General features: G+C 49.3%; 26 protein-coding genes. 11 read left to right on the forward strand and 15 right to left on the reverse strand.

From position 1 onward, the window contains the following. Positions 1 to 53 precede the first annotated feature (53 nt). The 3 genes from AC4PME_RS07500 to AC4PME_RS07510 all read right to left on the reverse strand — a co-directional run bounded on the left by AC4PME_RS07500 (position 54) and on the right by AC4PME_RS07510 (position 2056). On the reverse strand, positions 54 to 440 hold the full coding sequence (locus AC4PME_RS07500) for a BlaI/MecI/CopY family transcriptional regulator (protein ID WP_491045615.1): 387 nt from the start codon (positions 438 to 440) through the stop codon (positions 54 to 56). A 73-nt stretch (positions 441 to 513) separates the two neighbouring features. Continuing rightward, complete coding sequence (locus AC4PME_RS07505) at positions 514 to 1596, reverse strand: patatin-like phospholipase family protein (protein WP_491045616.1); 1083 nt, start codon at positions 1594 to 1596, stop codon at positions 514 to 516. Positions 1597 to 1681: 85 nt separating this feature from the next. Continuing rightward, on the reverse strand, positions 1682 to 2056 hold the full coding sequence (locus AC4PME_RS07510) for a VOC family protein (RefSeq protein WP_491045617.1): 375 nt from the start codon (positions 2054 to 2056) through the stop codon (positions 1682 to 1684). A 295-nt stretch (positions 2057 to 2351) separates the two neighbouring features. On the opposite strand from AC4PME_RS07510, the gene AC4PME_RS07515 reads away from it, so the two are divergent. From AC4PME_RS07515 to AC4PME_RS07525, 3 genes are all read left to right on the forward strand, one after another. Continuing rightward, entirely contained in the window at positions 2352 to 2738 is a 387-nt protein-coding gene (locus AC4PME_RS07515; RefSeq protein WP_119501701.1) for an ACT domain-containing protein, read from the forward strand. A 12-nt stretch (positions 2739 to 2750) separates the two neighbouring features. Beyond that, positions 2751 to 3245: a PTS glucose transporter subunit IIA gene (locus AC4PME_RS07520; protein ID WP_491045618.1), complete on the forward strand. Its 495-nt coding sequence runs from the start codon at positions 2751 to 2753 to the stop codon at positions 3243 to 3245. A gap of 94 nt (positions 3246 to 3339) precedes the next feature. Next, positions 3340 to 4413: a zinc-binding metallopeptidase family protein gene (locus AC4PME_RS07525; RefSeq protein ID WP_491045619.1), complete on the forward strand. Its 1074-nt coding sequence runs from the start codon at positions 3340 to 3342 to the stop codon at positions 4411 to 4413. A 2-nt stretch (positions 4414 to 4415) separates the two neighbouring features. Here AC4PME_RS07525 and AC4PME_RS07530 read toward each other — a convergent pair whose 3' ends face one another. Next, entirely contained in the window at positions 4416 to 5177 is a 762-nt protein-coding gene (locus AC4PME_RS07530; protein WP_119501704.1) for a proteasome-type protease, read from the reverse strand. A gap of 177 nt (positions 5178 to 5354) precedes the next feature. On the opposite strand from AC4PME_RS07530, the gene AC4PME_RS07535 reads away from it, so the two are divergent. From AC4PME_RS07535 to ylqF, 3 genes are all read left to right on the forward strand, one after another. Next, complete coding sequence (locus tag AC4PME_RS07535; RefSeq protein ID WP_119501705.1) at positions 5355 to 6809, forward strand: circularly permuted type 2 ATP-grasp protein; 1455 nt, start codon at positions 5355 to 5357, stop codon at positions 6807 to 6809. A 1-nt stretch (position 6810) separates the two neighbouring features. Next, positions 6811 to 7731 carry an alpha-E domain-containing protein gene (locus AC4PME_RS07540; protein WP_491045620.1) on the forward strand — a complete coding sequence of 307 codons (921 nt, stop codon included), beginning with the start codon at positions 6811 to 6813 and terminating at the stop codon, positions 7729 to 7731. Between the two features lie 185 nt (positions 7732 to 7916). Next, positions 7917 to 8915, forward strand: coding sequence for a ribosome biogenesis GTPase YlqF (gene ylqF / locus AC4PME_RS07545; protein ID WP_490709467.1), 999 nt, complete (start codon positions 7917 to 7919; stop codon positions 8913 to 8915). 80 nt (positions 8916 to 8995) lie between these two features. On the opposite strand, the gene AC4PME_RS07550 is transcribed toward ylqF, so the two are convergent. From AC4PME_RS07550 to AC4PME_RS07575, 6 genes are all read right to left on the reverse strand, one after another. Then, a complete protein-coding gene (locus tag AC4PME_RS07550) occupies positions 8996 to 9703 on the reverse strand; it encodes a hypothetical protein (RefSeq protein ID WP_491045621.1) in 708 nt (235 codons plus the stop codon). Between the two features lie 293 nt (positions 9704 to 9996). Then, on the reverse strand, positions 9997 to 11328 hold the full coding sequence (locus tag AC4PME_RS07555; RefSeq protein ID WP_491045622.1) for a sensor histidine kinase: 1332 nt from the start codon (positions 11326 to 11328) through the stop codon (positions 9997 to 9999). 33 nt (positions 11329 to 11361) lie between these two features. Then, on the reverse strand, positions 11362 to 12525 hold the full coding sequence (locus AC4PME_RS07560) for a lipocalin-like domain-containing protein (protein WP_491045623.1): 1164 nt from the start codon (positions 12523 to 12525) through the stop codon (positions 11362 to 11364). Further along, positions 12522 to 15077, reverse strand: coding sequence for an ABC transporter permease (locus AC4PME_RS07565; protein WP_491045624.1), 2556 nt, complete (start codon positions 15075 to 15077; stop codon positions 12522 to 12524). The genes AC4PME_RS07560 and AC4PME_RS07565 overlap by 4 nt, the downstream gene beginning before the upstream one ends. A 3-nt stretch (positions 15078 to 15080) precedes the next feature. Beyond that, entirely contained in the window at positions 15081 to 15731 is a 651-nt protein-coding gene (locus tag AC4PME_RS07570; protein ID WP_491045625.1) for an ABC transporter ATP-binding protein, read from the reverse strand. A gap of 57 nt (positions 15732 to 15788) precedes the next feature. Then, positions 15789 to 16265 carry a CreA family protein gene (locus tag AC4PME_RS07575; RefSeq protein WP_491045662.1) on the reverse strand — a complete coding sequence of 159 codons (477 nt, stop codon included), beginning with the start codon at positions 16263 to 16265 and terminating at the stop codon, positions 15789 to 15791. 146 nt (positions 16266 to 16411) lie between these two features. Between AC4PME_RS07575 and AC4PME_RS07580 the strand changes: the two genes are divergently transcribed. After that, positions 16412 to 16786 (forward strand): hypothetical protein, encoded by a 375-nt coding sequence (locus tag AC4PME_RS07580; RefSeq protein WP_491045626.1) that lies wholly within the window; start codon positions 16412 to 16414, stop codon positions 16784 to 16786. A gap of 54 nt (positions 16787 to 16840) precedes the next feature. Here AC4PME_RS07580 and AC4PME_RS07585 read toward each other — a convergent pair whose 3' ends face one another. Next, positions 16841 to 17455 carry a LysE family translocator gene (locus AC4PME_RS07585; RefSeq protein ID WP_119501723.1) on the reverse strand — a complete coding sequence of 205 codons (615 nt, stop codon included), beginning with the start codon at positions 17453 to 17455 and terminating at the stop codon, positions 16841 to 16843. A gap of 180 nt (positions 17456 to 17635) precedes the next feature. Between AC4PME_RS07585 and AC4PME_RS07590 the strand changes: the two genes are divergently transcribed. The 4 genes from AC4PME_RS07590 to AC4PME_RS07605 are packed head-to-tail and all read left to right on the forward strand — an operon-like array spanning position 17636 to position 19921. After that, positions 17636 to 17983, forward strand: coding sequence for an ArsC family reductase (locus tag AC4PME_RS07590; protein ID WP_491045663.1), 348 nt, complete (start codon positions 17636 to 17638; stop codon positions 17981 to 17983). Beyond that, entirely contained in the window at positions 17983 to 19110 is a 1128-nt protein-coding gene (gene dapE / locus AC4PME_RS07595) for a succinyl-diaminopimelate desuccinylase (protein ID WP_491045627.1), read from the forward strand. The genes AC4PME_RS07590 and dapE overlap by 1 nt, the downstream gene beginning before the upstream one ends. Next, positions 19107 to 19781: a M15 family metallopeptidase gene (locus AC4PME_RS07600; RefSeq protein WP_491045628.1), complete on the forward strand. Its 675-nt coding sequence runs from the start codon at positions 19107 to 19109 to the stop codon at positions 19779 to 19781. The genes dapE and AC4PME_RS07600 overlap by 4 nt, the downstream gene beginning before the upstream one ends. After that, complete coding sequence (locus AC4PME_RS07605; RefSeq protein ID WP_119501727.1) at positions 19778 to 19921, forward strand: DUF2897 family protein; 144 nt, start codon at positions 19778 to 19780, stop codon at positions 19919 to 19921. Before AC4PME_RS07600 ends, AC4PME_RS07605 begins: the two co-directional genes overlap by 4 nt. Positions 19922 to 19938: 17 nt before the next feature. On the opposite strand, the gene AC4PME_RS07610 is transcribed toward AC4PME_RS07605, so the two are convergent. The 4 genes from AC4PME_RS07610 to AC4PME_RS07625 form a co-directional block, all read right to left on the reverse strand. Continuing rightward, on the reverse strand, positions 19939 to 20262 hold the full coding sequence (locus AC4PME_RS07610; RefSeq protein WP_491045629.1) for a heavy metal-binding domain-containing protein: 324 nt from the start codon (positions 20260 to 20262) through the stop codon (positions 19939 to 19941). Then, positions 20259 to 20675, reverse strand: coding sequence for an HIT domain-containing protein (locus AC4PME_RS07615; RefSeq protein WP_491045630.1), 417 nt, complete (start codon positions 20673 to 20675; stop codon positions 20259 to 20261). The genes AC4PME_RS07610 and AC4PME_RS07615 overlap by 4 nt, the downstream gene beginning before the upstream one ends. Next, a complete protein-coding gene (astE, locus tag AC4PME_RS07620) occupies positions 20668 to 21705 on the reverse strand; it encodes a succinylglutamate desuccinylase (RefSeq protein WP_491045631.1) in 1038 nt (345 codons plus the stop codon). Before astE ends, AC4PME_RS07615 begins: the two co-directional genes overlap by 8 nt. Before the next feature lie 76 nt (positions 21706 to 21781). Then, positions 21782 to 23041 carry a putative bifunctional diguanylate cyclase/phosphodiesterase gene (locus AC4PME_RS07625; RefSeq protein WP_491529541.1) on the reverse strand — a complete coding sequence of 420 codons (1260 nt, stop codon included), beginning with the start codon at positions 23039 to 23041 and terminating at the stop codon, positions 21782 to 21784. Between the last annotated feature and the right edge of the window lie 2 nt (positions 23042 to 23043).

The following is a 23043-nucleotide window of genomic DNA, read 5'->3' on the forward strand; positions in this document are numbered from 1 at the left end:
ATGTAATCCCAAACGTGAGAAAACTCGCATTTCTCTACCTTCTGAAAGTTAAATTAATTTTTTGTCTGCTGGCGTTTGGCGCGTGCCTGAACGATCAAACGTTCAAGTTCTTCAAGTTGCGCATCTTCGAGTTCATCTGAGGCAGATGTAAAGGCCGCTATCAGGCTGCTTTCACCCTCTCTGACAAAATCGCCGGTAACATCGGAAATAAGTTGTGCTATTAAATCTTCTCTGGCGACCTTCGGGAAATACGTAAAAGCATGTCCACGCTTGTCCCGGGACAGTAACCCTTTTTTGTAGAGGCGATCCAACGTGCTTTGCACCGTATTCAAACTGCCCTCACGCTCTCTGGAAAGTACCGCATGAACTTGTTTGGCATCGGCTTCTTTATGAGACCACAAATACTGTAAAACACGTTTTTCTAATTCACCAATTTGCACGTTCAATCCTGAATAGAGATAATCTTCTATAAATTGCCACAGACAAAACCGACCGTCAATCGGTTTTAATTATTTATCCGTTCAGCATTGGAAAAGGCAGTGGCTTGATTTCATCCATGATTTTCCCCTTGGCAGTAATATCCATAAAATACTCGCCCAGCCTGTCGGTCTCGCTAAGCACGGTTTGCCAGTATTTGATGCGGGTTTGCGGGTCAAGGGCATCGAAATCTTTTCTGTCAGGGATTTTGCCGTAAGGTAAAGATGAAACAAATTCTGCCGACGGTACGAGCATCACCACATTATCGTAACTGCTGCGGTGTGGTACCCGTCTTTTCAGGCCTTTATCAAACCAGCCCGGTACCGGCTTGTCATAAAAATGCGGATAAAGCACCAGCCCTTCCCGGGGACCGAAAGACAAGTCAAAATGATAGTCGGTGATACCGCCGTCCCTGTACACCCCTTCAGGTGCATCAACGATTTTCTCTACCCCTTCCAGCACCAGAGGAATAGAGCCGGATGCCAGTAACGCATCCCGGGTATTCACAATACTCAGTTCTGTCCGTTCAGTGTTCAGGTTGTACGGATCGTGAATAGTAAAATCGCTGTCCGGTGCGGAAAAAATATGGCGGGTATAAAAGCGGTTAAGACCACGTCTTGAAACGGCGTTGGCAGCAGCACTCATGGCGAGGCCATGGAACTGAGTAATGCGCCCCCGAGATGCCATAGCACGGTGGCAGCGTACAGCGAAAATATGCGCCTTAAAACGATGGTTCAGCAGAATATCGTCAATACCCTCTTCACCCAGCACATGGCTGATGAGTTCACGGGCTTTAACGGTAATTTCATTTGCCGACGGTTTGGCAGAATACACAGTGTGTGAATAATGGTGTGCCAGCCGGTTGATGGCCGCCAGTGGATCTCTCTGGACAGCACATGCAGCTCTGAATGCCCCGGCAGATGAGCCAATCACCTGCACCTGCCCTCCCCGTTCATCGAACCATTCCGGGAACAGCACCCGATCCAGGCCCGCCAGTACGAACCATTTAGGCCCGCCGGACGCGCCGAGGAAGTAATTGAACAGCAGCGGATAGAAACCGTGCTCTTTTAATGTGGCCAGTGCGCCCGGGCCAGCGTAAATATTCAGTGGCGCAGTCAACGTGTTATCCCTTCACTTCTTTTTATTTGTGAGTACTTTAGCAGTTGATGGCGGTCATGTCATGACTGCAAAATCCTTTGCTGAATTATGACCCGCTGACATCGCTGTAAAGTGCGAAACAAGCGCCGGAGGGATCTTTAATATACACAAACCTTGCCGTACCGTGTGTTCTTACGGCAGTGAGTTGCTCCCCGCCACATGCCGTAACCTGCGATAAAGCTTCATCAAACTCACCGGTGGTAAAGTACGGGATCCAACCTGCGGGCACATCCTGATTCGGGCCTTTCCGGTGACAAATACCACCTTTTACCTGTCCGTCTGCATCTTTCATAACAAAGTCATTGTAGCCGCCCATGTCCAGCGGCTCTTTTTGCCATCCCAGTACCTTTTCATAAAAGATGCTGGTTTCCACTGCATCTGCTACTGTTAAATCCCGCCAGTCACCTGCTGAGTCGCTCATGATTTGCTCCAGACTAAATATGAAGTGTCAATACACACAGCTTAAAGAAAACCCTGTTTTTTCCAATATTTTTTTCACACAAAGGTAGACACAGCTTGTGGAAAATGCTTGAACTATGGCAATAGTTATCCACTGACCATTGTTTAACCAGTATTTTTTATCAAGCAATATCATGTAGTTACAATTCACACACATACTACTCAACAAACTTATCCACAGATAAAGTGGATAACACGTAGAAGTTATTCAAGTATGATGATTTAATAATATGACATGTTCCGGACGACATCAGATAATGAAAAAGCAGACGTTAGCCGTCATTGACGGTGAATTTACTATCCATGCCTTCGACCCTAATTCCGCCATCCCGGCTCCGGTATTGAACAGTGATTTATTTTTCATTGGCAAGACGGAAGATACCTTGTCAGTTGTCGTGCCCTCCTCTGTTAATCTTGTGTCACTGGAATCTGATAAAGGCTGGCGGGCGCTTGAATTATTAGGTCCCCTCGAATTGTCCATGGTAGGGATCATGGCGAACCTGGGCACAGTGCTGGCAAAAGCCAAAGTCAGTATGTTTATTGTCTCTACATTCGACACGGATTTTTTCCTGGTCAAAGCGGACAAACTGCATGACGCCGTTACTGCACTGCAGGAGGATGGCTACACCATCGTCGGACAATAGCGGCATCCCTGCATGAATTTTACTTCTGAAAAACCGGCCTCGTTCAACCGCGAAATTATTCTGCGTGCGCCGCTTAACGGCACCCGTACGGAGTTGGCGTCGATTGATGCACCGCTTTATGCCGCCGGTATGTGGGGCCCGGCACTGGCATTTACCTACGCCGGACATACTTTGTACGCACCGGCAGACTGCCTGATAGAAAGTATTCCCGAAACCGGCTATGCGGTCACCATTAAAACCCGTCACGGTCTCAGACTGCACATTAACCTGCTGCCGGCAGGCCACACACTAATGGGCGAGCGTTGCATGCGTCTTGTAAAAGCCGGTAAGAAAATTAAAGCCGGACAACCGCTGATGTCTTTTCAACCGCAATGGCTTAAACAACAGGGCCTGCCACTGAACGGTGTGTGCTGTGTGATGAACGGCGAAAAATGTAAAGCCGTGGTACATAGTCATAACCGTCAGTTCATGGCCCCCGAAGATCCGTTGATCTACGTTTACATTTAATCTGTCTCAAACAGGAATTATTTCATAGCCGTGCAATCTTTATTCGCGTAAACATGCTATACATTTTATACAGCTCGTTTAGTCAGGTTTAACCGTGAAGAACTACCAGTGCGAATGTGGCAACACTCTGTATTTCGCCAACTCAACTTGTTTGTCCTGCCAGCGGCCGGTGGGCTTCATCAGTCAGGAAATGACATTATCTGCCTGTGAAATTGATGACAACGGTTACTGGATAAGTTGTCTGAACGGTAAAGCGTACCGCCCCTGTACCAACTACAGTGAGTATCAGGTATGTAACTGGCTGATTCCTGCAGAACAGGACCATTCGCTGTGCGAGTCCTGTCAGTTAACGGAAACCATTCCGGATCTCTCCAAACCGGACAACCTGTCATTGTGGTTCCGTATGGAGCAGGCCAAGCGCCAGTTAATTTATACCTTAAGTAAACTGGGACTGGACGTGTGGAAACACGGTGTTGAAAACGCAAACGAACTTCGCTTCCGCTTTCTTGAGGATGAAACGGAGGAAGACGAATATGGCGAAGAGCTCACTGTAAAATCAACGGTCATCACCGGGCATTGTAACGGCGTTATCACCTTAAACCTCAAAGAGGCAGAAGACGCTTCACGTCTTAAAATGCGTGAACAGATGAATGAGCGCTACCGGACACTTATCGGTCATTTCCGCCATGAGTCCGGGCATTATTACTGGGATACGCTGATCCAGAACTCCCCTCATCTGGAAAAATTCAGAAGCCTGTTCGGCGATGAACGACAGGATTACACCAAATCAATGCAGATCTATTACGCCAACGGGCCGGTTCAGGGCTGGCAGTCGTCATGGATAAGCGCCTATGCCAGCATGCATCCCTGGGAAGACTGGGCTGAGAGCTGGGCGCACTATCTGCACATTGTGGACACGCTGGAAACTGCTACCGAATACAGCATCAATATTTTGCAGAACCGCCTGGGTAACCCGCTGGCAGAAACCTACCGGCGTGCGAGTGAAACGGATTTCCAGCGAATATTTGAAGACTGGTGCAGGCTGACCACAGTGTTAAATGCCCTGAACCGCAGCATGGGGCAGGATGACGCGTATCCGTTTGTCATATCCTACCCCGCGCTTGAAAAATTATCGTTCATACACGACTTATTGCATCAGCGGCTTTAAGATTATTTTTGTGCAGACCCTGTTTCCGCTTTCTTTTCCCATTCAAAACGGGGTAAGCGGTTGAACGTGCGCTTCAGCCCCTGAGTCCATTGCTTTTGCATGGATTTATACATGGGGCTGTTCAGGGTAAACGTTTGATGATACGGCGCTTCCACCTGATTTGCTGTCAGCATAGCCAGCTCCACCGGCGGCCCCACCGAAATATTACTGCGGATGGTGGAATCCAGCGATACGATGGCACAGCGGGCAGCATCTTCCAGCGACGTGGCACCGGATAAAATTCTGTCCAGAATAGGCTTGCCATACTTGTTCTCACCAATTTGCAGATACGGCGTATCGTCTGACGCAGAAATGTAATTGCCCTGCGGATAAATCAGAAAAATTTCGTGAGGCTGACCAGCGATTTGACCGCCAATGATAAAATTAGACTCATTACTGCTGCCTGATCTTTCCATGGCTTCGGCATGTTGCTTCTGCTCTGCCTGACTCAGCTTACCAACGTATTCTGCCAGTTCATGAAGATGTTTTCCTGCGCGCAAATTAAATTTGGCTTCCGGATTTTCCAGATCACGCTTGATGGCATTCACCACCGCCTGAGACGTTGCCAGACTTCCGGACGTCAGTAACACAATAGAACGTTCGCCGGGCCAGCAAAAACGCCACATTTTGCTGTACGTCGCAATGTAGTCCACACCCGCATTGGTACGGGAATCAGAAGCAAACACCAGTCCCTTGTTTACTTTTATAGCAAGACAATAAGTCACAATTCACCTTTCTCAAAAGTGATAAAACACAATATAGCATGGGGCTAAGCATGCATGCCCGGCGCAAGATACGCAATCAAAATCTTGTCACTAAATTGACATATTAGCGATTGATTTTTGGTCAGAAACACGATTATATGAGTATAAATAAAACACCAAAAAATGAAGGATCAGGCCATGGCAATCAGATGGGGAAATTATGCTACCGGCCCGTTTTATGACGAGCTGATTCAAGGCCGTAATAAGCCAAGAGAGGCAGCAAAATCATTGTGCTCTTATTTAAGAGACTTATCCGACAAAGATATCGAGGAATATAAGGTGGCCGCCAGCACGGCAATCCACGTGATGGGGATCACCTTTACCGTTTATACCGAGGAGGAAGGCTCCATCGACCGGGCCTGGCCATTCGATATTATTCCCCGCATCATCGATAAAAAAGAATGGTCACAAATTGAGCTTGGCCTGAAGCAGCGGGTAAAAGCGCTGAATATGTTTATCGACGATTTGTATAACGAGCAGAAAATTCTTGATGCCGGTATCGTTCCCGAAGACATTCTTACTCAGTCAAAGAACTTCCTTCCGGAATGCCTTGGCGTGAAACCGAAACACGGTGTGTGGGCACATATTTGCGGCTCAGATTTAGTCCGTGATCAGCACGGTACCGTTTATGTGCTGGAAGATAACCTGCGGGTGCCTTCCGGCGTCTCTTATATGCTGGAAAACCGTCATGTTATGAAACGGGTTTTTCCTGACATGTTTGAAAAGTACAACATCCTGCCGGTAGATGATTATCCGTCAGAACTTTACGACATGCTGTGTCAGCTTTCTCCCCGCAAAACGAAGCAACCAGAAATCGTTGTACTCACCCCGGGTATCTATAATTCAGCGTATTTTGAGCACGCCTATCTGGCCCAGCAAATGGGTGCAGAACTGGTGGTAGGCAGCGATCTTGTAGTGGGCGACGACGATATTGTTTATATGCGCACAGTGGAAGGGCTGGCCAGGGTAGATGTCATTTACCGCCGTATCGACGATGCGTTTCTCGACCCTGAAGTGTTCCGTGAAGACTCCATGCTTGGTGTGCCCGGGCTGATGCGCGCCTGGAAGGCAGGTAATGTGGGACTAGCGAATGCGCCCGGCGCCGGTGTGGCAGACGACAAAGTGGTTTACGCCTTTGTGCCTGACATCATCCGCTTTTATCTGGATGAAGAACCCCTGCTGCCAAACGTGCCTACTTACAAATGCATTAACAAAGATGAGCGTGACTACGTCATCGAACACATTGATGAGATGGTGGTTAAGCCCGCCAACGAGTCCGGCGGTTACGGCATGTTAATCGGGCCTCATGCAACCAAAGCAGAACGGGAAAAGTTTGTCAGGCTCATTCGCCGCGACCCCCGCAATTATGTTGCACAACCTATGCTGTTGCTGTCTACAGCGCCCACATTAATCGATAATAAAGCCGAAGCAAGGCACCTTGATTTGCGTCCGTTTATTTTATCCGGCAGTGATATTTCTGTTACCACAGGCGGTTTGACCCGGGTGGCAATGCGAAAAGGGTCTACTGTTGTGAATTCCTCCCAGGGCGGAGGAAGTAAAGATACCTGGATTGTTGACATGGAGGACGAATAAGATGCTGTCACGTGTTGCCAATCATCTTTACTGGATGGCCCGTTATCTTGAACGGGCTGAGAATACTGCGCGCCTGATTCAGGTAAATACTCACCTGTTACTGGATTTACCCAGAAGTGTTACGTTGGGCTGGGAACCGATTGTGGATATGCTTTCCATTCGCGAGAGTTTCTATGCAAACTATGAAACGGCTGATGAAAAAAGTGTTATCCGTTTTATGGTAACCGACACCAGTAATCCCGGTTCTATCATAAACTCGCTGGCATCAGCACGGGAAAATGCGCGCATTGTGCGGGAAATCATTCCGTCTGAAGCCTGGGAGGAAATCAATAACGTCCATTTGCAGGCGAAGGCTGACAGCCAGAGCGTGCTGACCCGTCGTCACCGTTTCACCTGTTTAAACAAAATAATAAAAGGTAACCAGACAATCACCGGTCTTGTCGGCGGCACCATGAACCGCGATCAGGCTTATGCCTTCCTGCGACTTGGCAGGCATCTTGAGCGTTGTGATATGACCACCCGAATCATCGATGTACGGTCTGCGTCATTGCTCCCTGATGTGTCAGAAGAACACTCTGCGTTTGAAAACATTCAGTGGATGGGTGTACTGAAGTCTTTATCGGCCTATCAGGTATACCGGCAGGAAATGCGCTTACGGGTTCAGCGGGCTGACATACTGGAATTTCTGTTAAAGCGGAAGTCCTTTCCCCGTAGCATTAACCATTCTCTGGGCCAGGTGGAAAAATGTCTGTCGGAACTACCTGAACCGCAGGACATCACCAGCAAGGTCAAAGAAATATCTGCCATGCTCATGGAGCTTGAAACCAGAGATCTGAAACAGGATGCGCTGCATCAACTGATAGACGATATACAGGCGGCACTTATTGTCATTCATGACTCGGTAAAGAAAGCGTATTTCTGATCCGCGCCGCTTTGTGCACTCACTGTTCGCGGTAAAGACCACAGGGACTTACCGCGAACATTCATTTATCTGACCATTCACGGGCTTTTCCCGTCCCGCCCCTTCTGATGACCCGTTGAATAACACCGCATTTTGTACAGAAATGAAGTAAACTACGGCCAAATCCGGCTGAATGAAAGAATATCGTGGCGTTACACTGGTTCCCGGGGCACATGCACAAGGCCCTGAAAGAAATAAAAGAAACCTTATCTCAGGTTGATGTGCTCATTGAAGTACTGGATGCCCGCATCCCCTACTCCAGCGAAAATCCCGAAATCGCTAAAATTCGTGGGGATAAGCCCTGCCTGAAAATCCTCAATAAGTTCGATCTGGCCGATCCTGAACTGACCGCGGAATGGCAGGCTTACCTTGAAAGTGAACGGGGCGTGCGCACCATCACCACCAATACGGGAGAGCCGGGAAACACTAAGCACATTTTGAGTATGCTGAAAGACATGTTTCCTCAGAAAGCCGGCCCTGGTAAAGCCATTCACGCCATGATCACCGGTATCCCTAATGTGGGTAAATCCACGCTGATTAACATTCTGGCTGACAGAGTGATTGCTAAAACCGGTAATGAACCGGCGGTGACTAAAACCCAGCAAAGGATCAATCTGGGCAGCGGCATTATTCTGTTCGATACCCCGGGGGTACTGTGGCCAAAGCAGGAAAACCCGAATTCCATTTACCGGCTGGCTGCATCCGGCGCGGTTAAGAATACCGCAATGGAGTTTGATGACGTGGGCTTTTACGCCGCCGACTATCTGATCAAAGCGTATCCGGACGTACTGAAAGACCGCTTTAAGCTGGATGAAATAGCAGAGACAGAGATTGAATTTCTCGAAGATGCCGCCCGCAAGCGTGGTGCAATCATGACAGGTGGCCGTGTGAACCTGCATAAGATCTGCGAAATACTCCTCACCGAATTACAAGCCGGAAAACTGGGCCGGATCACACTCGAAACGCCCGCTATGCTGGAAAAAGAGAAGATAGAAATCGCAGAAGCCGAGGCGAAAAAAGCGGCGAAGAAAGCCGCCCGGAAACAACGCTTTAAAGATGGCTCAGCCACCCCTGACAAACACGACAGAAAAGAAAAGCGTAACGAAAAACGCGCTGCACAAAGCAAGCGGATGCGTAAGTCTTAATTGAATTGCCGGGACTGACGGTTTGAAAACCGCAGAATGTCTTCACTTTCTGCGGTTTCCCTGATGCCCGCTCGAATTCATCAGCTCACCGAATCAATGAAATTGCCCAGCCGGTTGGCACCGGTCTGAAGCTGGTTGGCTGCTCTGCCGGTTTGCTGTTCAAGGGCCTGTGAAGCTTCCTGTAAATCTTGCGAAACCTGCTCATTGTCGCGGATGTTCTGCAACTGACGCAGCACGGCCACCTCAGCCCGGAGTAACTGAATCGTTTCGTTAATTTCTTCCTGTGATGCCGGCTCATCCGCCTGCGAACTCTCAATATCAGCTTGCTCTGACGCTTCCTGTTGCCGGGTCTGCGACTGTTGCTGCAGCTGTAAACGTTGCTCTCTGAGTTGAACCTGTTCTTCCTGCAACGAGGCCAGGCGCTCTTCCTGAAGCAACGCTTCCTGCCTTCTTTCTTCACGACGTGCTTCTATTTCACGCAACAACGCTTCCCTGTCCTCTTCCCGCCGGAGCTGGCGTTCTTCAATCACTGCTGTGCGCTCCTCGCGCCTGTATGCTTCACGCTGACGCTCTTCCTGCAGCGCTTCCTGACGATACTCCTGTTCCAGTCGCTCTTCGCGGCGTATTTCCTGCTGACGTTCATCCGCCTCGCGCTCGCTGTTCCGGACCTCTTCAGCCCGCTCAGCAGGAGAGACAACTGACGACGGCTCACTCACGCCCCGCTCTTCAGCCCGTCTTCTGGCCTCAAGCTCTTCGAGTGCTGTAGCTGGTAACTGATTGATCGTCATAGTGACCTCCGCTGACTGAACATAAAGTACGCTGCTTACGCAGTGCATATTTAACAGATGCACGGTAAATGCCAAATGGGGAAATAGCGGACAGCCCTATCTGGGCAAGTCATTAAAGCTAATACTTACAATGAGTTAAAAAACATTGAAGAAAAGAATCCGGTAATGAGATGACGACTGCATTAATGATGAATAGTGGAAATTGTGTAACTTTTACGCGACAGGAATAAAACGTGAAGCAACCGCGCTGGCGTGGTAACAAACCTTAAGCAAACACTGCCGGTGTGGTCTTTTCAGCCCGCCGGCAGAGTTATTGTGAAGCGGGTGCCTTTAAAAGGTGTTTGTACTGTCCGTCCCGATGGCGGCGATTCGGCGGTGATCTTTCCACCGAAACTGGTGACAAAGGTTTTCACAATATTCAGTCCGTAGCCAATGCCCAACTCAGACTCTGTTCCCATAGAAGACACGTTCTTTTCCACGGTGAACAAGCGGGCAAGTTTTTCTCCCTCAATGCCGGTTCCTTCGTCTTCCAGAGTAATAGCAACGGTATCGCCCTTCTCTTCTGCATCCAGTCTGATGGTGCCGTTGTGATAGGAAAACTTCACTGCGTTGGACAGCAAATTAGCCATGACCTGATGGGTAAACAAACCGGGATCCACGTTAATCCGGATTTTCGATAACTTCTCTTCGTCATAGGTAAACGTGAGGGATTTATGCTGCAGTTTCATCTCAAACAACGATGATAACAGGCCGACACAATCAACCAGGCTACAGGGTTGCTTTTTGATTTCAAGGGATTCATTGGCCAGCAAATACATTTGCTGAACACGCTTTGTCATATCGGTCAGTGACTGGCAGGCAACATCAATATTATCAATATAATGTTCCGGAGCCCCCTGCCGGGTTTTCAGCGCCCAGCTGGCTGCATTGATACTGGCTACCGGCGTGCTCATGTCGTGAGTCAGTACCTTCAGTAACATACTGATGTTAGCGTTCTGGGCAGACAGTTTCCGTTCGTATCGTTGCTGCATGATCAGATGAGCATACATCATGGTGGTGTTGATAAATATCCAGCCGAACACCATCAGCGACTGGAAAACCGGCGACATGATACCGTCACCACTGCCCGGGAAATTAAAGCCATTAATGTCCATGAGAAGCAGCACCAGGCATACGCTGGTGGTAAGTGTTGCCCAAAGCACCAACCCACGCATACCGGAGATGATCCCCGCCAGGCTTGGCAAAATCCCGAACCAGATCAAAATATAGCTGTTGAATCCCCCAGAATAAAACGCTGAAACCAGTTGGTGGCTCATACCTGCCAGCAACATGATGTTAGAAATTAAAAAGACGCGGTTAGAGAACCGGTAAAATAACGGACTGATCAGGTGCACGATGGATGCAACGAGGCTGATAACCTTGGGGGTAGTGCTGCTCATAAAAATGAACGACACTGCGACATAAGCCCACATAAGAACACCGGTGCACAACACGGTAATAAGATGCGCGTGGATAACTCTGGGATCGAGGTCGTTTTTTTTCAGCCTGACGGCGGCGATGTAGTTGAAAATGTGCCAGTAGAGTTTACGCAGGACACCTTGAGACTCAGTTCGTTTTACAGACATCGTATTTCAGTTATGATTAACGAATAATCTAATTTACGGGTTTTGCCCCGTTAATTCCATAAATCCCTGCCCTGAATGTGTACCTTCTACATTCACCCTGCCTTCATAGTAGGAAAAGCGTCCTTCGTTCCACTGTCCGGTTTTAAAGGGACTGATAATCAGATCAAGATTTTTTGACGGGATCTTCATATTCCAGCGAACCTGAGCTGTAAGGCCATGGAAGGTTTCGGCTCCGTCCGGAACCAGGGATAGATCATGCTGCGACAAGGTTTCAGAGCGTCCGTCAGAAAAAATATAGGTGCCGGTAACATATGGGGCCAGATTGTTAACGTGCATTCTGAACGCCATCACTTTATCACCATTGTCCAGATGCAGTGAAAACCAGTCCCAGCCTAAGGCATCGTCACTGGCCAGCTGGCTGCTCCATTCATGATCGAACCAGCCAGACCCTGTCACTTCCGTCTTTTCACCGTGACTGTTTATCACCCCGTTTGCCTGAATAAATGGCTGACTGTAGTAATAAGACCGGTATTGCTCACTGGCTGATTTGGTGCTGTAGCCCTGCTGTCCGTGAAGCACGGACGGACCATTTGCGGTCAGACTGAGGGTAATATCCGTATGCCGGTTTATGGTGAATTTGAGCTCAGACGGGGTAAGTGCATTCCCTTGTGCCTGCCAACGCCAGTTGTCAATAAAGGCACTGAACGGTGCTGTTGTAACACCGGCCATACCGGTGCCACCGGCAGCGAATCGTTCTTCAAACTCATGACTGACAGCACTGTGCAAAGACGCATGCCCCATCCACCATTGGTTATCCGCCCAGTTATTTGGATCATATCCGTCATTAATGAATCTGAAGAGTGTGAATTGCAGCCCGTATTCGTCCGGTCCGGAGCTGGCTTCAGGTTGTGTGTCTTCCAGTACAAACGTGAGATACCACCATTCGAGGCGAAATGCCGGGTGACTGCCATGATCATCAGGCAGAACGACAGGCCTGTCAGCGCTGACTGTTGCACTTTGAGGAAGTTTCCGGCTTTCAGGCATATTCAGACCACTGAAAATGCCACCGGCTTTCGCTGTGTCACCGTCCTCCTCAGCACCTGAATCACCGGAACGGATTATCAGCTGAAACGCCGGCAGGGTGACCAGAAACAACGCAAAACTGATTATCAGCACAAGTGCAGCCCGCTTTCTCACAGTCCTTCCTCCTGCCTGAGATCCACTTTTGCGTTCATTTTGCCCAGAGGCAATAACAGAATAATAAACACCACAGCCATGCTAAGCATAAGACCGGACAGCAAAACGTCCACCGACACATTCAGCGGATAAACCCAGTAGAACGCGTACCGGTTTACCTGAAAGATAAATACATGAGCCAGCACAATACCAGCCGGCAATGCCATTAACCCAGCCAGCAAGCACAGCAACATATATTGGAATATCAGTACCAGTCGTAACCGCCACTGGCCAACTCCCATGGCCCTCAGCACATTCAGTTCAGGCCGGAGATCAAGAGTAAGCACACTGACAGAAATGGCAAAAGCGAGACCCGCCACCAGCAGGGTTGCCACGTTCAGCGCATCGGTAACGACAAAAGTACGGTCGAAGGTGGCCATAGAACGGGTGATCAGTTCACCGGTAAAATACAGTGTTCCGGCACTGGCCAGTTTGCTCAAATCCGGTTTATGCCCGGAGAGTGCTTGATTATCGTAATAAATCGCCGAAAGTCCGGCATACCCAGATGGCGGTGAAAATGCCGGAAGGGGCAATAAAAGCTGCGCTTCAGGATTACCATAGTCCGGATAAATTCCGGCAATCAAAAAGGCGTCACCGGATGTTTTGCCAGAGAGGCTGACCAGGGTGCCATCATCAGTTTGAATGTCGCTTAATACCACACTGTCGCCGGGCCTGATATTGAGCCGGAATGCCAGTTGCTGATTAACAAAAATCCCTTCCCTGGATACAAACTGTGACCACGCCTGCTCAGCGGATGAATATAATGCAAGGCTTTTACGGGCAATGTCGTCAACCGGAAAACTCTTCACTGAAACCGCCAGGCGTCTTTCAGTTGAAGGTACATTAAGACGAATAATGCCCCGCCCTTCATAGACTGAACGGGTTTGAACCTCATCGTCAATCAATTCCGGAGGTGACGGAGCGTCTGAATAAAAGTATGCCGGTGCGGACAAACGCTGCATCAGCCAGTCTTCAGTGGCCTGCCTGAAACTGTCTGTCATCACATTCATGCCGGTATTCGCGGTGAGAGCGATAAAAAATGCACAAACTGCCAGTTTACTCTTTGCAGAAAGTCGGTGCGTGCCCGCTGCCACATAAGACAATACCGGCATTGAAGACGGCACCAGCTTACAAACCATTGCTGTGAGCGCCGGCAACCACAGGATAACCAGCACACAGCCACTTAATAACACTGCGCCGGTGCTCACCAGCGCGGTCAGCGTACTGCCGGCACTAAAGTCAAAACCTGCCGCAATGCCAGTGACAATTACTGTAGTAAACAGGCGTCCGGCAACAGACAGTGTTGTCTGACCCTCACTGAAACGGCGCAGAGACAGTGCACCGGATAGCTGTTTGACCGGAATAGCAAAAAAGATCGCCAGCGCAATCACGCTGATGAGCCAGGCCAGCAGCACCAACTGCACAATAAAAGGTGAAGGTGAAATAAATACCCCGTCGAACAGGCCGGCAAACACAGACTGCAACACCGGAGTCAAACCTCTGGTAAGCCCGAGCCCGCAAAACACGCCCGCCGGCGCGGCGATAAAACAATACAGAATAAGTTCTGCAAACAGTGCCGTGAGTAAAGTCTGCTTTGCTGTACCCAGTTGCCTCAGCCGTATAATCGTTGCCAGCCTGGCGCGGTACATCAGCATGAGTGCATTTAAAATGATGAACAAAGCCACTACCGCCATGAGCATACCCATGGCCTGCAAATTTAATCTGAAGCTGGCTGACAACGTACCGGTTTCTGCCTGAACCGGCGGCGGTATAAAAGTAAGATGAGCAGGTAGTGCAGACTTTAGCTGTGCGATTTGTTGATCATCCGGGTCGCCTGCAACAATCAGCGCAGACAGAGGAGTGTTGTCAGGCGTAATCTCTTTCCGGTAAAAGTTTTGCAGACCAGTTACCAGTATATCCTCCGGCAGCCCCTGCACAGAGACAGGCTGACGGACAGGCGTCCCATCGCCGTACAGTTCCTGATTGTCACAGGTAAAGCCTGTAATAAACCCCGGTGCAGCATAGCTGACAATGCCTGATGAATTTCCCCGGTTGCCGGAGTCAAATAATGCAGAACCACCGGAAGCACTGTTGAATGTGCGGGACTGAACAGTCTTGTCAGGTAGCGACATTAGGGCCGTTTCATCAATACCGGTCAGGGTGACAGTTTTTGCGTTTTTACTTTGCTTTCTGTCGTTCCCGTTATCACCGCAGGAAAGTGTAATATCCCGCTGACTGATACCAATCAGTCCGGTAAACCCCTGCTTTCTTAACCGGATATAGTCTTGTTTGGTTAACGGCTCAACGTCAGAGCGCGGCGACACCGTACCGGCAGCAAAAAAACCGCGACTACCGGAAGCCAGCTCCCCCTGCCTTGCGCCTTCATTAATTAACCAGACGGCAGAGAGCCCGCCGGTGGCGACAAGTAATGCCATGAGAATAAGCAACGGCTGCCATGGCCGGGTCAGTGCCATTCTCAGAAAAACGTGCAGCACCGGAAACAAACCGTGCATGCCTCAGTCTTCCAGCTTTCCGTGACGTAACCAGCATTGCCGCTGCGCGAGAGCGGCTACTTCATTACTGTGTGTTACCACAACCAGCGTAGTATTCAGCTCACGGCACAATGCGTATAAAGCAGAAGATACTTTCTCACTGTTGTCTTCATCCAGATTGCCGGTAGGTTCATCTGCCAGAATGAGGGAAGGTTTATGAACGAGAGCACGGGCAATGGCAACCCGTTGCTGTTCACCGCCTGAAAGTAAGGCGGCAGACTGACCGGCCAGCGCGCTGATCCCAAGCCGTTGCATAATGTGCTGCTGATAATCACGATCCACATTGCCTTTTAACCTGGCGGTAAAGGCAATGTTATCTTCAACAGATAAACAACTCAGCAGATTGAAACTTTGAAAAACCACTCCCAGGTGTTCTCTGCGAAACCGGTCAGCCTGCTTCTCGCCCTTAAAAGGCAGAATAACGTTGTGAACAGTAATGGAGCCGCTGTCCGGTTCATCAAAACCGGCAATCAACGAGAGTAATGTAGACTTGCCGGAACCGGACGCGCCGCGGATACTGACAGACTGCCCGGTGTCGAGAGATAGATTGAGATCGTCAATAACAGGCTTATTGCCGTCGCCGAATTGCTTGCTAAGGTGGCGAATTTTCAACATGACTCTTTACTAACCCTGCATCTGTAAAGATGTCCGGAAAGGTGAAGCACCGGAAAATCAGCGCTCGCCTTCATTGCTGTTTGCTGCAGCTACATGAGCCTGCGTACCCCACAGCGGCACAGTGGATAAACTATGTTTGAAACTGCCGGAAGTCTCTTTCGTAGAATATGCCAGATACATCAATGTCTGGTTTTCCGCGTCGAGAATGCGCCGGATTTTCATTGACTTAAACAGTATGCTTTTAGACTTGGTAAACAGCACATCGCCGTCTTTTCCCTTGTCGATTTTATCTATCATCTCACGGGTAATCGGGCCGGTCTGACGGCAGGCAATGGAACTGTCTGACGGGTCGGAGAAATCCAGATTGGCTTCAATACTGGAGACATGGCAAGTCACACCGGTGACCACAGGATCGGTAAAGGCGTCCAGCTTAATATCTTTGGTGGTGAAAACACCCAGCGATACATCGCCAACTTCATTTCTGTCACAGCCACTTAATAATAAAACGGCTATAATACTGACTATCACCCGCATACCTGCTCCCCCGGTTAAGTTCATAGTTTTCTGCATCTTAGTACTGTTAATTCAGTATGGTGGATTACACCGGCTATATTAAACCCTTTTCAGTTTGAACCAACCTTCAATTGTGCCGTATCAGAAGCAGCACTCAGGAGAATACCGTGAAACAACCTTTACCTATGCAATTATTTGAGCTGTGGACACTGGCACCTCAGGTTATCGCCACCCGGTTAATGCAAATGACCACCACGTCGTACCCGGCAAAAAAATCCGAAGTGCGTGAAATGAATGAGATGTGGACAGAAAAGGTACAGGCCGTGGTCAGTGCCTGTCAGGCTGTAACGGCAGAATCCCTGCGTTTTCAGACAAAGATTTTTTCCGCAGTTGTCAGTAATGCCATGACCCCTGCACTCATTCCGCAAACCACAGCACAGGCGATGCTTCGCTACGGACCTGCAGCGGGTACGAAAATGACAGAGAAGCTGGTTCAGCCTTTTCACAAAAAAGTGAAGTCCAATGCCCGGCGTCTGCTGTAGCACCGGTCATCCGGTGCTTGAATGCTGCCCCGCAGGTATTGAAGAATGGACGATTTAGCCGGCTGCCAGCCAAATCCCGACACCGATCATCAGCGTGCCGGCAATCCTGTTCATCAACCTGACGTTACCGCTTTTCATCAACAGCGACCTCAACGAGCGGCCACCGGATGCATAAATCAGCAGGCAGGTGAATTCGAGCAGGAGAATAATCGCAATCAGGCTGACCAGCTGAGCTGCCAGCGGTGAGCCGGTATCAAGAAACGGTGGCAACAGCGCAACAAAAAATGCCCACCCTTTAGGATTAGCAATGGCAGTGATAAAACCCTGCATAATTAACGCTTTTTCCGTGGCCTGTGCCGCACTGTCAGTGCTGATGGCCATTTTGCCCCGTGACATCCACATTTGTATGCCGGTATAGGCCAGATAAACCCCGCCGGCATATTTAAGTACGGTGAACACATCCGGATAATTTAATAACAGTGCTGCCACACCGGCGGCAGAAAGTGTTGCCACCAGACCGACGCCGGCCAGTTCTCCCAGCATCATCCACAGTGCCCGCTTAACGCCGATACTCATGCCCAGTGTCATCGCCAGCGTCATGCACATACCCGGCGTCACAGAGACAAAGAAAAAGGTGGGAATAAAAACAGACAATAAGCCGGTGTTCATAAAATAATGTCCGCAAAAAAAGAGCATGGGAAATTGCCAGAAACCTTTGCAAAACGCAACGACGAGCTGGCAAAAATGAGGCAAATATACGCTTTGTCATGACCGTTTGCCCCTGCACCGGTTGCGCCGGCCAGCACAGTTAATTAGACTGACCGGCAACGGATTATCACGATGAACACTATGAGCACTACTCTTTACGGTATCAGTAACTGCGATACCATCAAAAAAGCCAGAAAGTGGCTTGAACAGCAAAATATCCCTTTTACTTTTCACGATTACCGTAAAGACGGTCTGGACGAAGCCTGGCTTAAAGAAACAGAAAGTCATCTGGGCTGGGAAAACCTGCTGAATAAACGGGGCACTACTTTTCGTCAGTTGCCGGAAGAAGACAAAACAGATTTAACCCGTGATAAGGCTCTGAGCCTGTTACTGGCAAATCCGTCGATGATCAAACGCCCGGTGCTTATTCACAACAACAGCTACCATCTTGCTTTTAAACCTGCTCAATATGAGGAGGTTTTTGCCTGATGAGTACTGTTATCGATGTTGCCAAAAACCTGATCAACCGCCGCTCAGTCACACCTGAAGATGCCGGTTGTCAGGAATACATGACAGCCTGGCTGGACGAGTCAGGTTTCAACCATGAAACCATGGTATTCGACGATACCACGAATTTATGGTCCCGACGGGGCACTGAAGCTCCCCTTTTGTGCTTTGCCGGTCATACCGACGTTGTGCCAAGCGGGCCGGAATCAGCCTGGCAAACACCGCCGTTTATCGCCACTGAAAAAGACGGCTATCTGCATGGCCGCGGTGCAGCAGATATGAAAGGCAGTCTGGCAGCGATGATGGTCGCTACCCGCAGATTCGTTGCTGACTATCCAAATCACAAAGGCAGCATCGCCTACCTCATCACCAGTGATGAAGAAGGACCTTTTATTAACGGCACCACCCGCGTTATCGACACGCTGGAAGCCCGGAACGAGAAAATTACCTGGTGCATCGTGGGCGAACCCTCCTCCACTTCACAGGTGGGAGATGTGGTGAAAAACGGCCGCCGTGGTTCTCTTACCGGTGATATGACAGTAAAAGGTATCCAGGGTCACGTGGCGTATCCTCATCTGGCTAAAAACCCGGTGCACGATGCCGCTCCTGCGCTGGCCAGCCTGAGTCAGGCACACTGGGACAACGGCAACGAATTCTTCCCGCCCACCAGTTTTCAAATCTCCAATATTCATGCAGGAACAGGTGCAGGCAATGTCATTCCGGGCACCTGTGAAGTGTGTTTTAACTTCCGCTTTTCAACAGAAGTCACCGACCGGGAATTAATTGAGCGGGTCACCACCATTCTGGATGGCCACGAACTGGATTACCATATCGACTGGACCTTTAACGGTCAGCCGTTCCTGACAGACTCCGGGGATCTGGTTGAGGCGACACAGGCAGCGATCAGTCACGTGACCGGCAGAGAAACAGAATTATCCACTGCCGGCGGCACCTCTGACGGCCGCTTTATAGCGCCTACCGGCGCACAGGTCGTTGAACTGGGTCCGGTGAATGCCACTATCCATAAAATCGACGAATGCGTATCGATGGCCGATCTGGAAACGCTGACTGATATTTATTACGACATCATGGTCAGGTTGCTGGCATGAGTATGACGGCATGGCTGGGTATTGATAATCCGTTTCTGGTTCCTCTTGATGATAAGTTCTCCATACACCGTGAGGTAAAAGAACCATGGCTTGCTTTGCAGCGGGCCGCACAGGAGGAAGGGCTCGATTGTCAGCTGGTCAGCAGTCACCGTGACTTTACCCGTCAGCTGGCTATCTGGAACAAAAAATGGCGTGGTGAAGCCACCTTGTATGACGCGCAGGGAAAGGCCCTCAATCACAGCGCCCTGTCAGATGATGAAAAAATTGATGCCATCCTGACCTGGTCAGCATTGCCCGGCGGCAGCCGTCATCACTGGGGATCAGATATTGACGTATTTGATAAACAGGCAGTGAATGAATGGGGACAGTCCTTCGAACTGGTAGACAGTGAATACCGGGAATCCGGTCCCTGCTTCGGACTGGCCTGCTGGATGGATGAAAATCTGCACCGCTTCGGTTTTTCACGGCCGTTTCTGGAAGACAGAGGCGGCGTGGCTGTGGAATTATGGCATCTGACTCACACGTCAACAGCCAGCACATTTGAACAACAACGCCGCGCAGATGCGCTGGCAGACGCCCTGAAACAGGCAGACATGGAAGGCAAAGAAGCAGTGCTCAAACGCATTGATTCACTGTTTGAGCGTTATGTACTGAATAAGGGGATAAGATGAGTACCGGATGGTTGATTCTCATCATTTTACTGGCCGCCGGCTTTATCATCGGCAACATTTTACTGCTTAAGTCGTCGTCAAAGTTCAGAGTTCCGAAAGACTTCACGCCGCGAAAATGGGATGACGAAGAAGACAAATAATCGTCTTCTTCTCATTATTACCCGTTAATCCGTATCGCAGTGCCACTGATACTGACCATCAGCATACTGCCTTTTTCACCGATAACTTCATAGTCGATATCAATACCCACAACCGCATTTGCGCCCATGGCACGGGCTTCCTGTTCCAGCTCTGCGAAAGCCATTTTACGTGCTTTGGTCAGCTCATCTTCATAGGAACCTGACCGCCCGCCTACGATATCGCGGATTGAAGCAAACAAATCTTTAAAAATGTTCGCGCCCATGACCGCCTCGCCGATGACGATACCGTGATATTGCGAAATGGTTTTACCTTCAATACCGGGTGTTGTTGTTAAAATCATCTTTTTTCCTCCGTTGAAAAAGCGTTTTTCAATGCCTCAATGCGTGCTGCCAGTTCACTGTCACCATAAGGTATAGCTGGCTGCCTTCCCCACACAGGCGCAGGCCAGGCGATATCCTCTTCATAACGGCAAAGGTGATGAATATGCAGTTGCCTGACCACATTACCCAGTGCAGCAATGTTCAGTTTATAAGGCGCATACAATGAGGATAATACCTTACAACATAAGCGGGACTCCTGCACATACTGCTGCATTTGCCGGTCATCAAGCTCGTGCAACTCTGCCAGACCTTCGATACGGGGAACGAGGATAAGCCAGGGAAACTGACTGTCGTTCATCAGCAGCACGCGGCATAGTGGTAAATCGGTTACCAGCACCGTATCGTTTTGTAAGCGCTCATCGAGTTTAAACATTAATGTACTCCAGTGAAGCCGGAACGACCGTGAGAATAGCACGCTGCCCGATAGCCACATTGGCGTTGGGAAACACCACTGCTTCGCCGTCCTGTTCAGCAAAATATTCTGCGCCGGTTTCAGATGCCAGCTTATCGCCTTCTGCAAAATCCATGAAATTGGGTGTATCGTCTGCAAAATGCAGTACAAAATCGTCAGCCTGCTTATTGATCACCTGATTAACCCGGTAAATCACCATATCAGATAAATCGTCATTCAATGATATTTGCTGCTCACACACCAGCGAGATAAGCGCATTTCTCGCCTCTTCAAACCGCGCCATGTCGTTCTGACCAAAGGGCTGCACTTTTCCAAGCTCAACGGTAAACGAATGGGCGCCGTGATTCAGTGACGAGTGATAGCTGTAGGTGGTGGTCGGAGACTCTGAAAGTAAAATCGTTTTTACACCACAGGCCTTCATAAACGACAGTTGCTCACGGCTATAGGGTTTGCCATGGAGGAACGGATACACTGCGAATTTTTCGTTTTTAGATTCACGGATAGCGGTGTGCAAATCATAGTGCAGTATCTCAGCGTTATCTCCGGCATCAGCGAAGAATGCCGCCATGGTATCTTCAAGTTGCTTCGCTCTGATACGCTCATCATTCACAAGCCCTTCTCCGGCTGAATGCGCGCCACAAAACAGCCGGTTCATATTTTCTTCGGTGAAGCGTTTCGCAATGGCCATGGCATCCAGGTTCCCGAATTGAAACAGCACCGCATGCGCTGGTACAAGAGAACCGGTAAACAGGCGTTTTACCATGTCATCACAGATTTCAACGGGGGCGGTTTCATTGCCGTGAACGCCGGAGGAGAGCACAATGTATTTACTGTCAGCATTAAGCGTTTGAGGGTAAAAAGCGACAATGCCTGGCGCAATGATGTGAACACGCACACCGTTTTCAAGTTGCAAAGTCTGAGGTTCAACAATATCAGAAGAAAAACGGGAGAGATTGAGAAAATCGCCGTGGGCGAGCAAGCGGGTACGCATGGATATCCTGTCGTTTATGCAATTAATACCGCAGGATTCTATCTATTGTGCAGCTAAAAAGCCAAACCTGACCGGTTTACACCAGCATCCTGCGTAAAGGAGAGTCGCCAATCATAATATCCTGGTGGGCAAGACTGATAAATTCATTAAGTGGTACAGCGCGGGAAAACAGATACCCCTGGCCTGTCAGAATGCCTATTTCTCTTAAGGTATGCAGCTGTTCTGTTGTTTCCACCCCTTCTGCAATCACCTGGCAATTTTTTGCTTTGCCGATAATTTTAGCCGCTTCAATAATGGCACGGTTCACCGGGTTGTCCCCCAGTTCCATCACAAATGACTTATCAATCTTGAGAGCATCAATATTAAGTTCCCGGATAAACGCCAGGTTGGAGTAGCCTTTTCCGAAATCATCCACCGCAATGCCGATACCCAGAGCACCCAGCTCATGCAGTTGCTTTTTCACCATCAATGAGTTCGAAAGGGCGACGTCTTCTGTCAATTCCAGTTCAAAACGGCTGAGATCCAGTGTGTATTTATCTCTGAGACGGACCAGCGCGGGAATGAGTTTACTGTCGTACAGCTGTGTCGGCGAAATGTTCACTGACAATGAAACGTTCAGGCCCTGCGCATCCAGTTTCACCATGTTCTGAAATGCCTGTTCGAAGGTCCAGTAAGCCAGTTCATTCATCATGTTGTAGGATTCTGCGGCTTCAATCAGCGGACCCGGAAACAACACACCGTCCAGCGGATGATTCCAGCGTAATAAACATTCTGCACCGGTAATTTGCAGCGTATTCAGATCAACCTGAGGCTGGAAATACAGTTCCAGCTCATTTTGTTGCAGTGCCCGCTTGAGATCGGCTTTCAGTGCAAGGCTCCGTCCTGTCTCCGCTTTTTCATCCATGGACATAACATGGAAGTTTTCATACTTATTTTCTTTCGCCTGCTTGAGGGCAGCCTCTGCACGGGAAACAAACGCAGTAATATCGAACTTATCCTGCTTACCACTGACCGCCCCGACATTAAAATCAGCAATAAAAGCATGATTGCCGTGATGCATAGGGGTTTTGAAGTGTTCGACGATATGCTCAAACGTAGCACGGAGTTCTTTCTGTTTGATTTTGTCAGGAAAAATAATACCGAAAACATCACCGCTGATGCGGCCGAAACGCAGGGGTTCATCAAAGAGCAGAATGATCCGGTTCGCGATTTCCAGCAAAAACTGGTCTGCGACATTGATACCAAGACTGGTAGTCACGTCGGAAAAACGTACCACATCGATAAGCATCAGGGAGACATGCTTATGTTTTTCCGCACATTGCTCTATGGTATCGATAA

Source organism: Alteromonas sp. (assembly GCF_984505615.1).

What these genes read in the sequence shown, in the direction of transcription:
- AC4PME_RS07510 (WP_491045617.1), bottom strand. Translation starts at nt 2,056, where the DNA reads ATGAGCGACTCAGCAGGTGACTGGCGGGATTTAACAGTAGCAGATGCA.
- AC4PME_RS07515 (WP_119501701.1), top strand. Translation starts at nt 2,352, where the DNA reads ATGAAAAAGCAGACGTTAGCCGTCATTGACGGTGAATTTACTATCCAT.
- AC4PME_RS07520 (WP_491045618.1), top strand. Translation starts at nt 2,751, where the DNA reads ATGAATTTTACTTCTGAAAAACCGGCCTCGTTCAACCGCGAAATTATT.
- AC4PME_RS07535 (WP_119501705.1), top strand. Translation starts at nt 5,355, where the DNA reads ATGGCAATCAGATGGGGAAATTATGCTACCGGCCCGTTTTATGACGAG.
- AC4PME_RS07540 (WP_491045620.1), top strand. Translation starts at nt 6,811, where the DNA reads ATGCTGTCACGTGTTGCCAATCATCTTTACTGGATGGCCCGTTATCTT.
- AC4PME_RS07550 (WP_491045621.1), bottom strand. Translation starts at nt 9,703, where the DNA reads ATGACGATCAATCAGTTACCAGCTACAGCACTCGAAGAGCTTGAGGCC.
- AC4PME_RS07555 (WP_491045622.1), bottom strand. Translation starts at nt 11,328, where the DNA reads ATGTCTGTAAAACGAACTGAGTCTCAAGGTGTCCTGCGTAAACTCTAC.
- AC4PME_RS07565 (WP_491045624.1), bottom strand. Translation starts at nt 15,077, where the DNA reads ATGCACGGTTTGTTTCCGGTGCTGCACGTTTTTCTGAGAATGGCACTG.
- AC4PME_RS07570 (WP_491045625.1), bottom strand. Translation starts at nt 15,731, where the DNA reads ATGTTGAAAATTCGCCACCTTAGCAAGCAATTCGGCGACGGCAATAAG.
- AC4PME_RS07575 (WP_491045662.1), bottom strand. Translation starts at nt 16,265, where the DNA reads ATGCGGGTGATAGTCAGTATTATAGCCGTTTTATTATTAAGTGGCTGT.
- AC4PME_RS07585 (WP_119501723.1), bottom strand. Translation starts at nt 17,455, where the DNA reads ATGAACACCGGCTTATTGTCTGTTTTTATTCCCACCTTTTTCTTTGTC.
- AC4PME_RS07590 (WP_491045663.1), top strand. Translation starts at nt 17,636, where the DNA reads ATGAGCACTACTCTTTACGGTATCAGTAACTGCGATACCATCAAAAAA.
- dapE (WP_491045627.1), top strand. Translation starts at nt 17,983, where the DNA reads ATGAGTACTGTTATCGATGTTGCCAAAAACCTGATCAACCGCCGCTCA.
- AC4PME_RS07600 (WP_491045628.1), top strand. Translation starts at nt 19,107, where the DNA reads ATGAGTATGACGGCATGGCTGGGTATTGATAATCCGTTTCTGGTTCCT.
- AC4PME_RS07605 (WP_119501727.1), top strand. Translation starts at nt 19,778, where the DNA reads ATGAGTACCGGATGGTTGATTCTCATCATTTTACTGGCCGCCGGCTTT.
- AC4PME_RS07610 (WP_491045629.1), bottom strand. Translation starts at nt 20,262, where the DNA reads ATGATTTTAACAACAACACCCGGTATTGAAGGTAAAACCATTTCGCAA.
- AC4PME_RS07615 (WP_491045630.1), bottom strand. Translation starts at nt 20,675, where the DNA reads ATGTTTAAACTCGATGAGCGCTTACAAAACGATACGGTGCTGGTAACC.
- astE (WP_491045631.1), bottom strand. Translation starts at nt 21,705, where the DNA reads ATGCGTACCCGCTTGCTCGCCCACGGCGATTTTCTCAATCTCTCCCGT.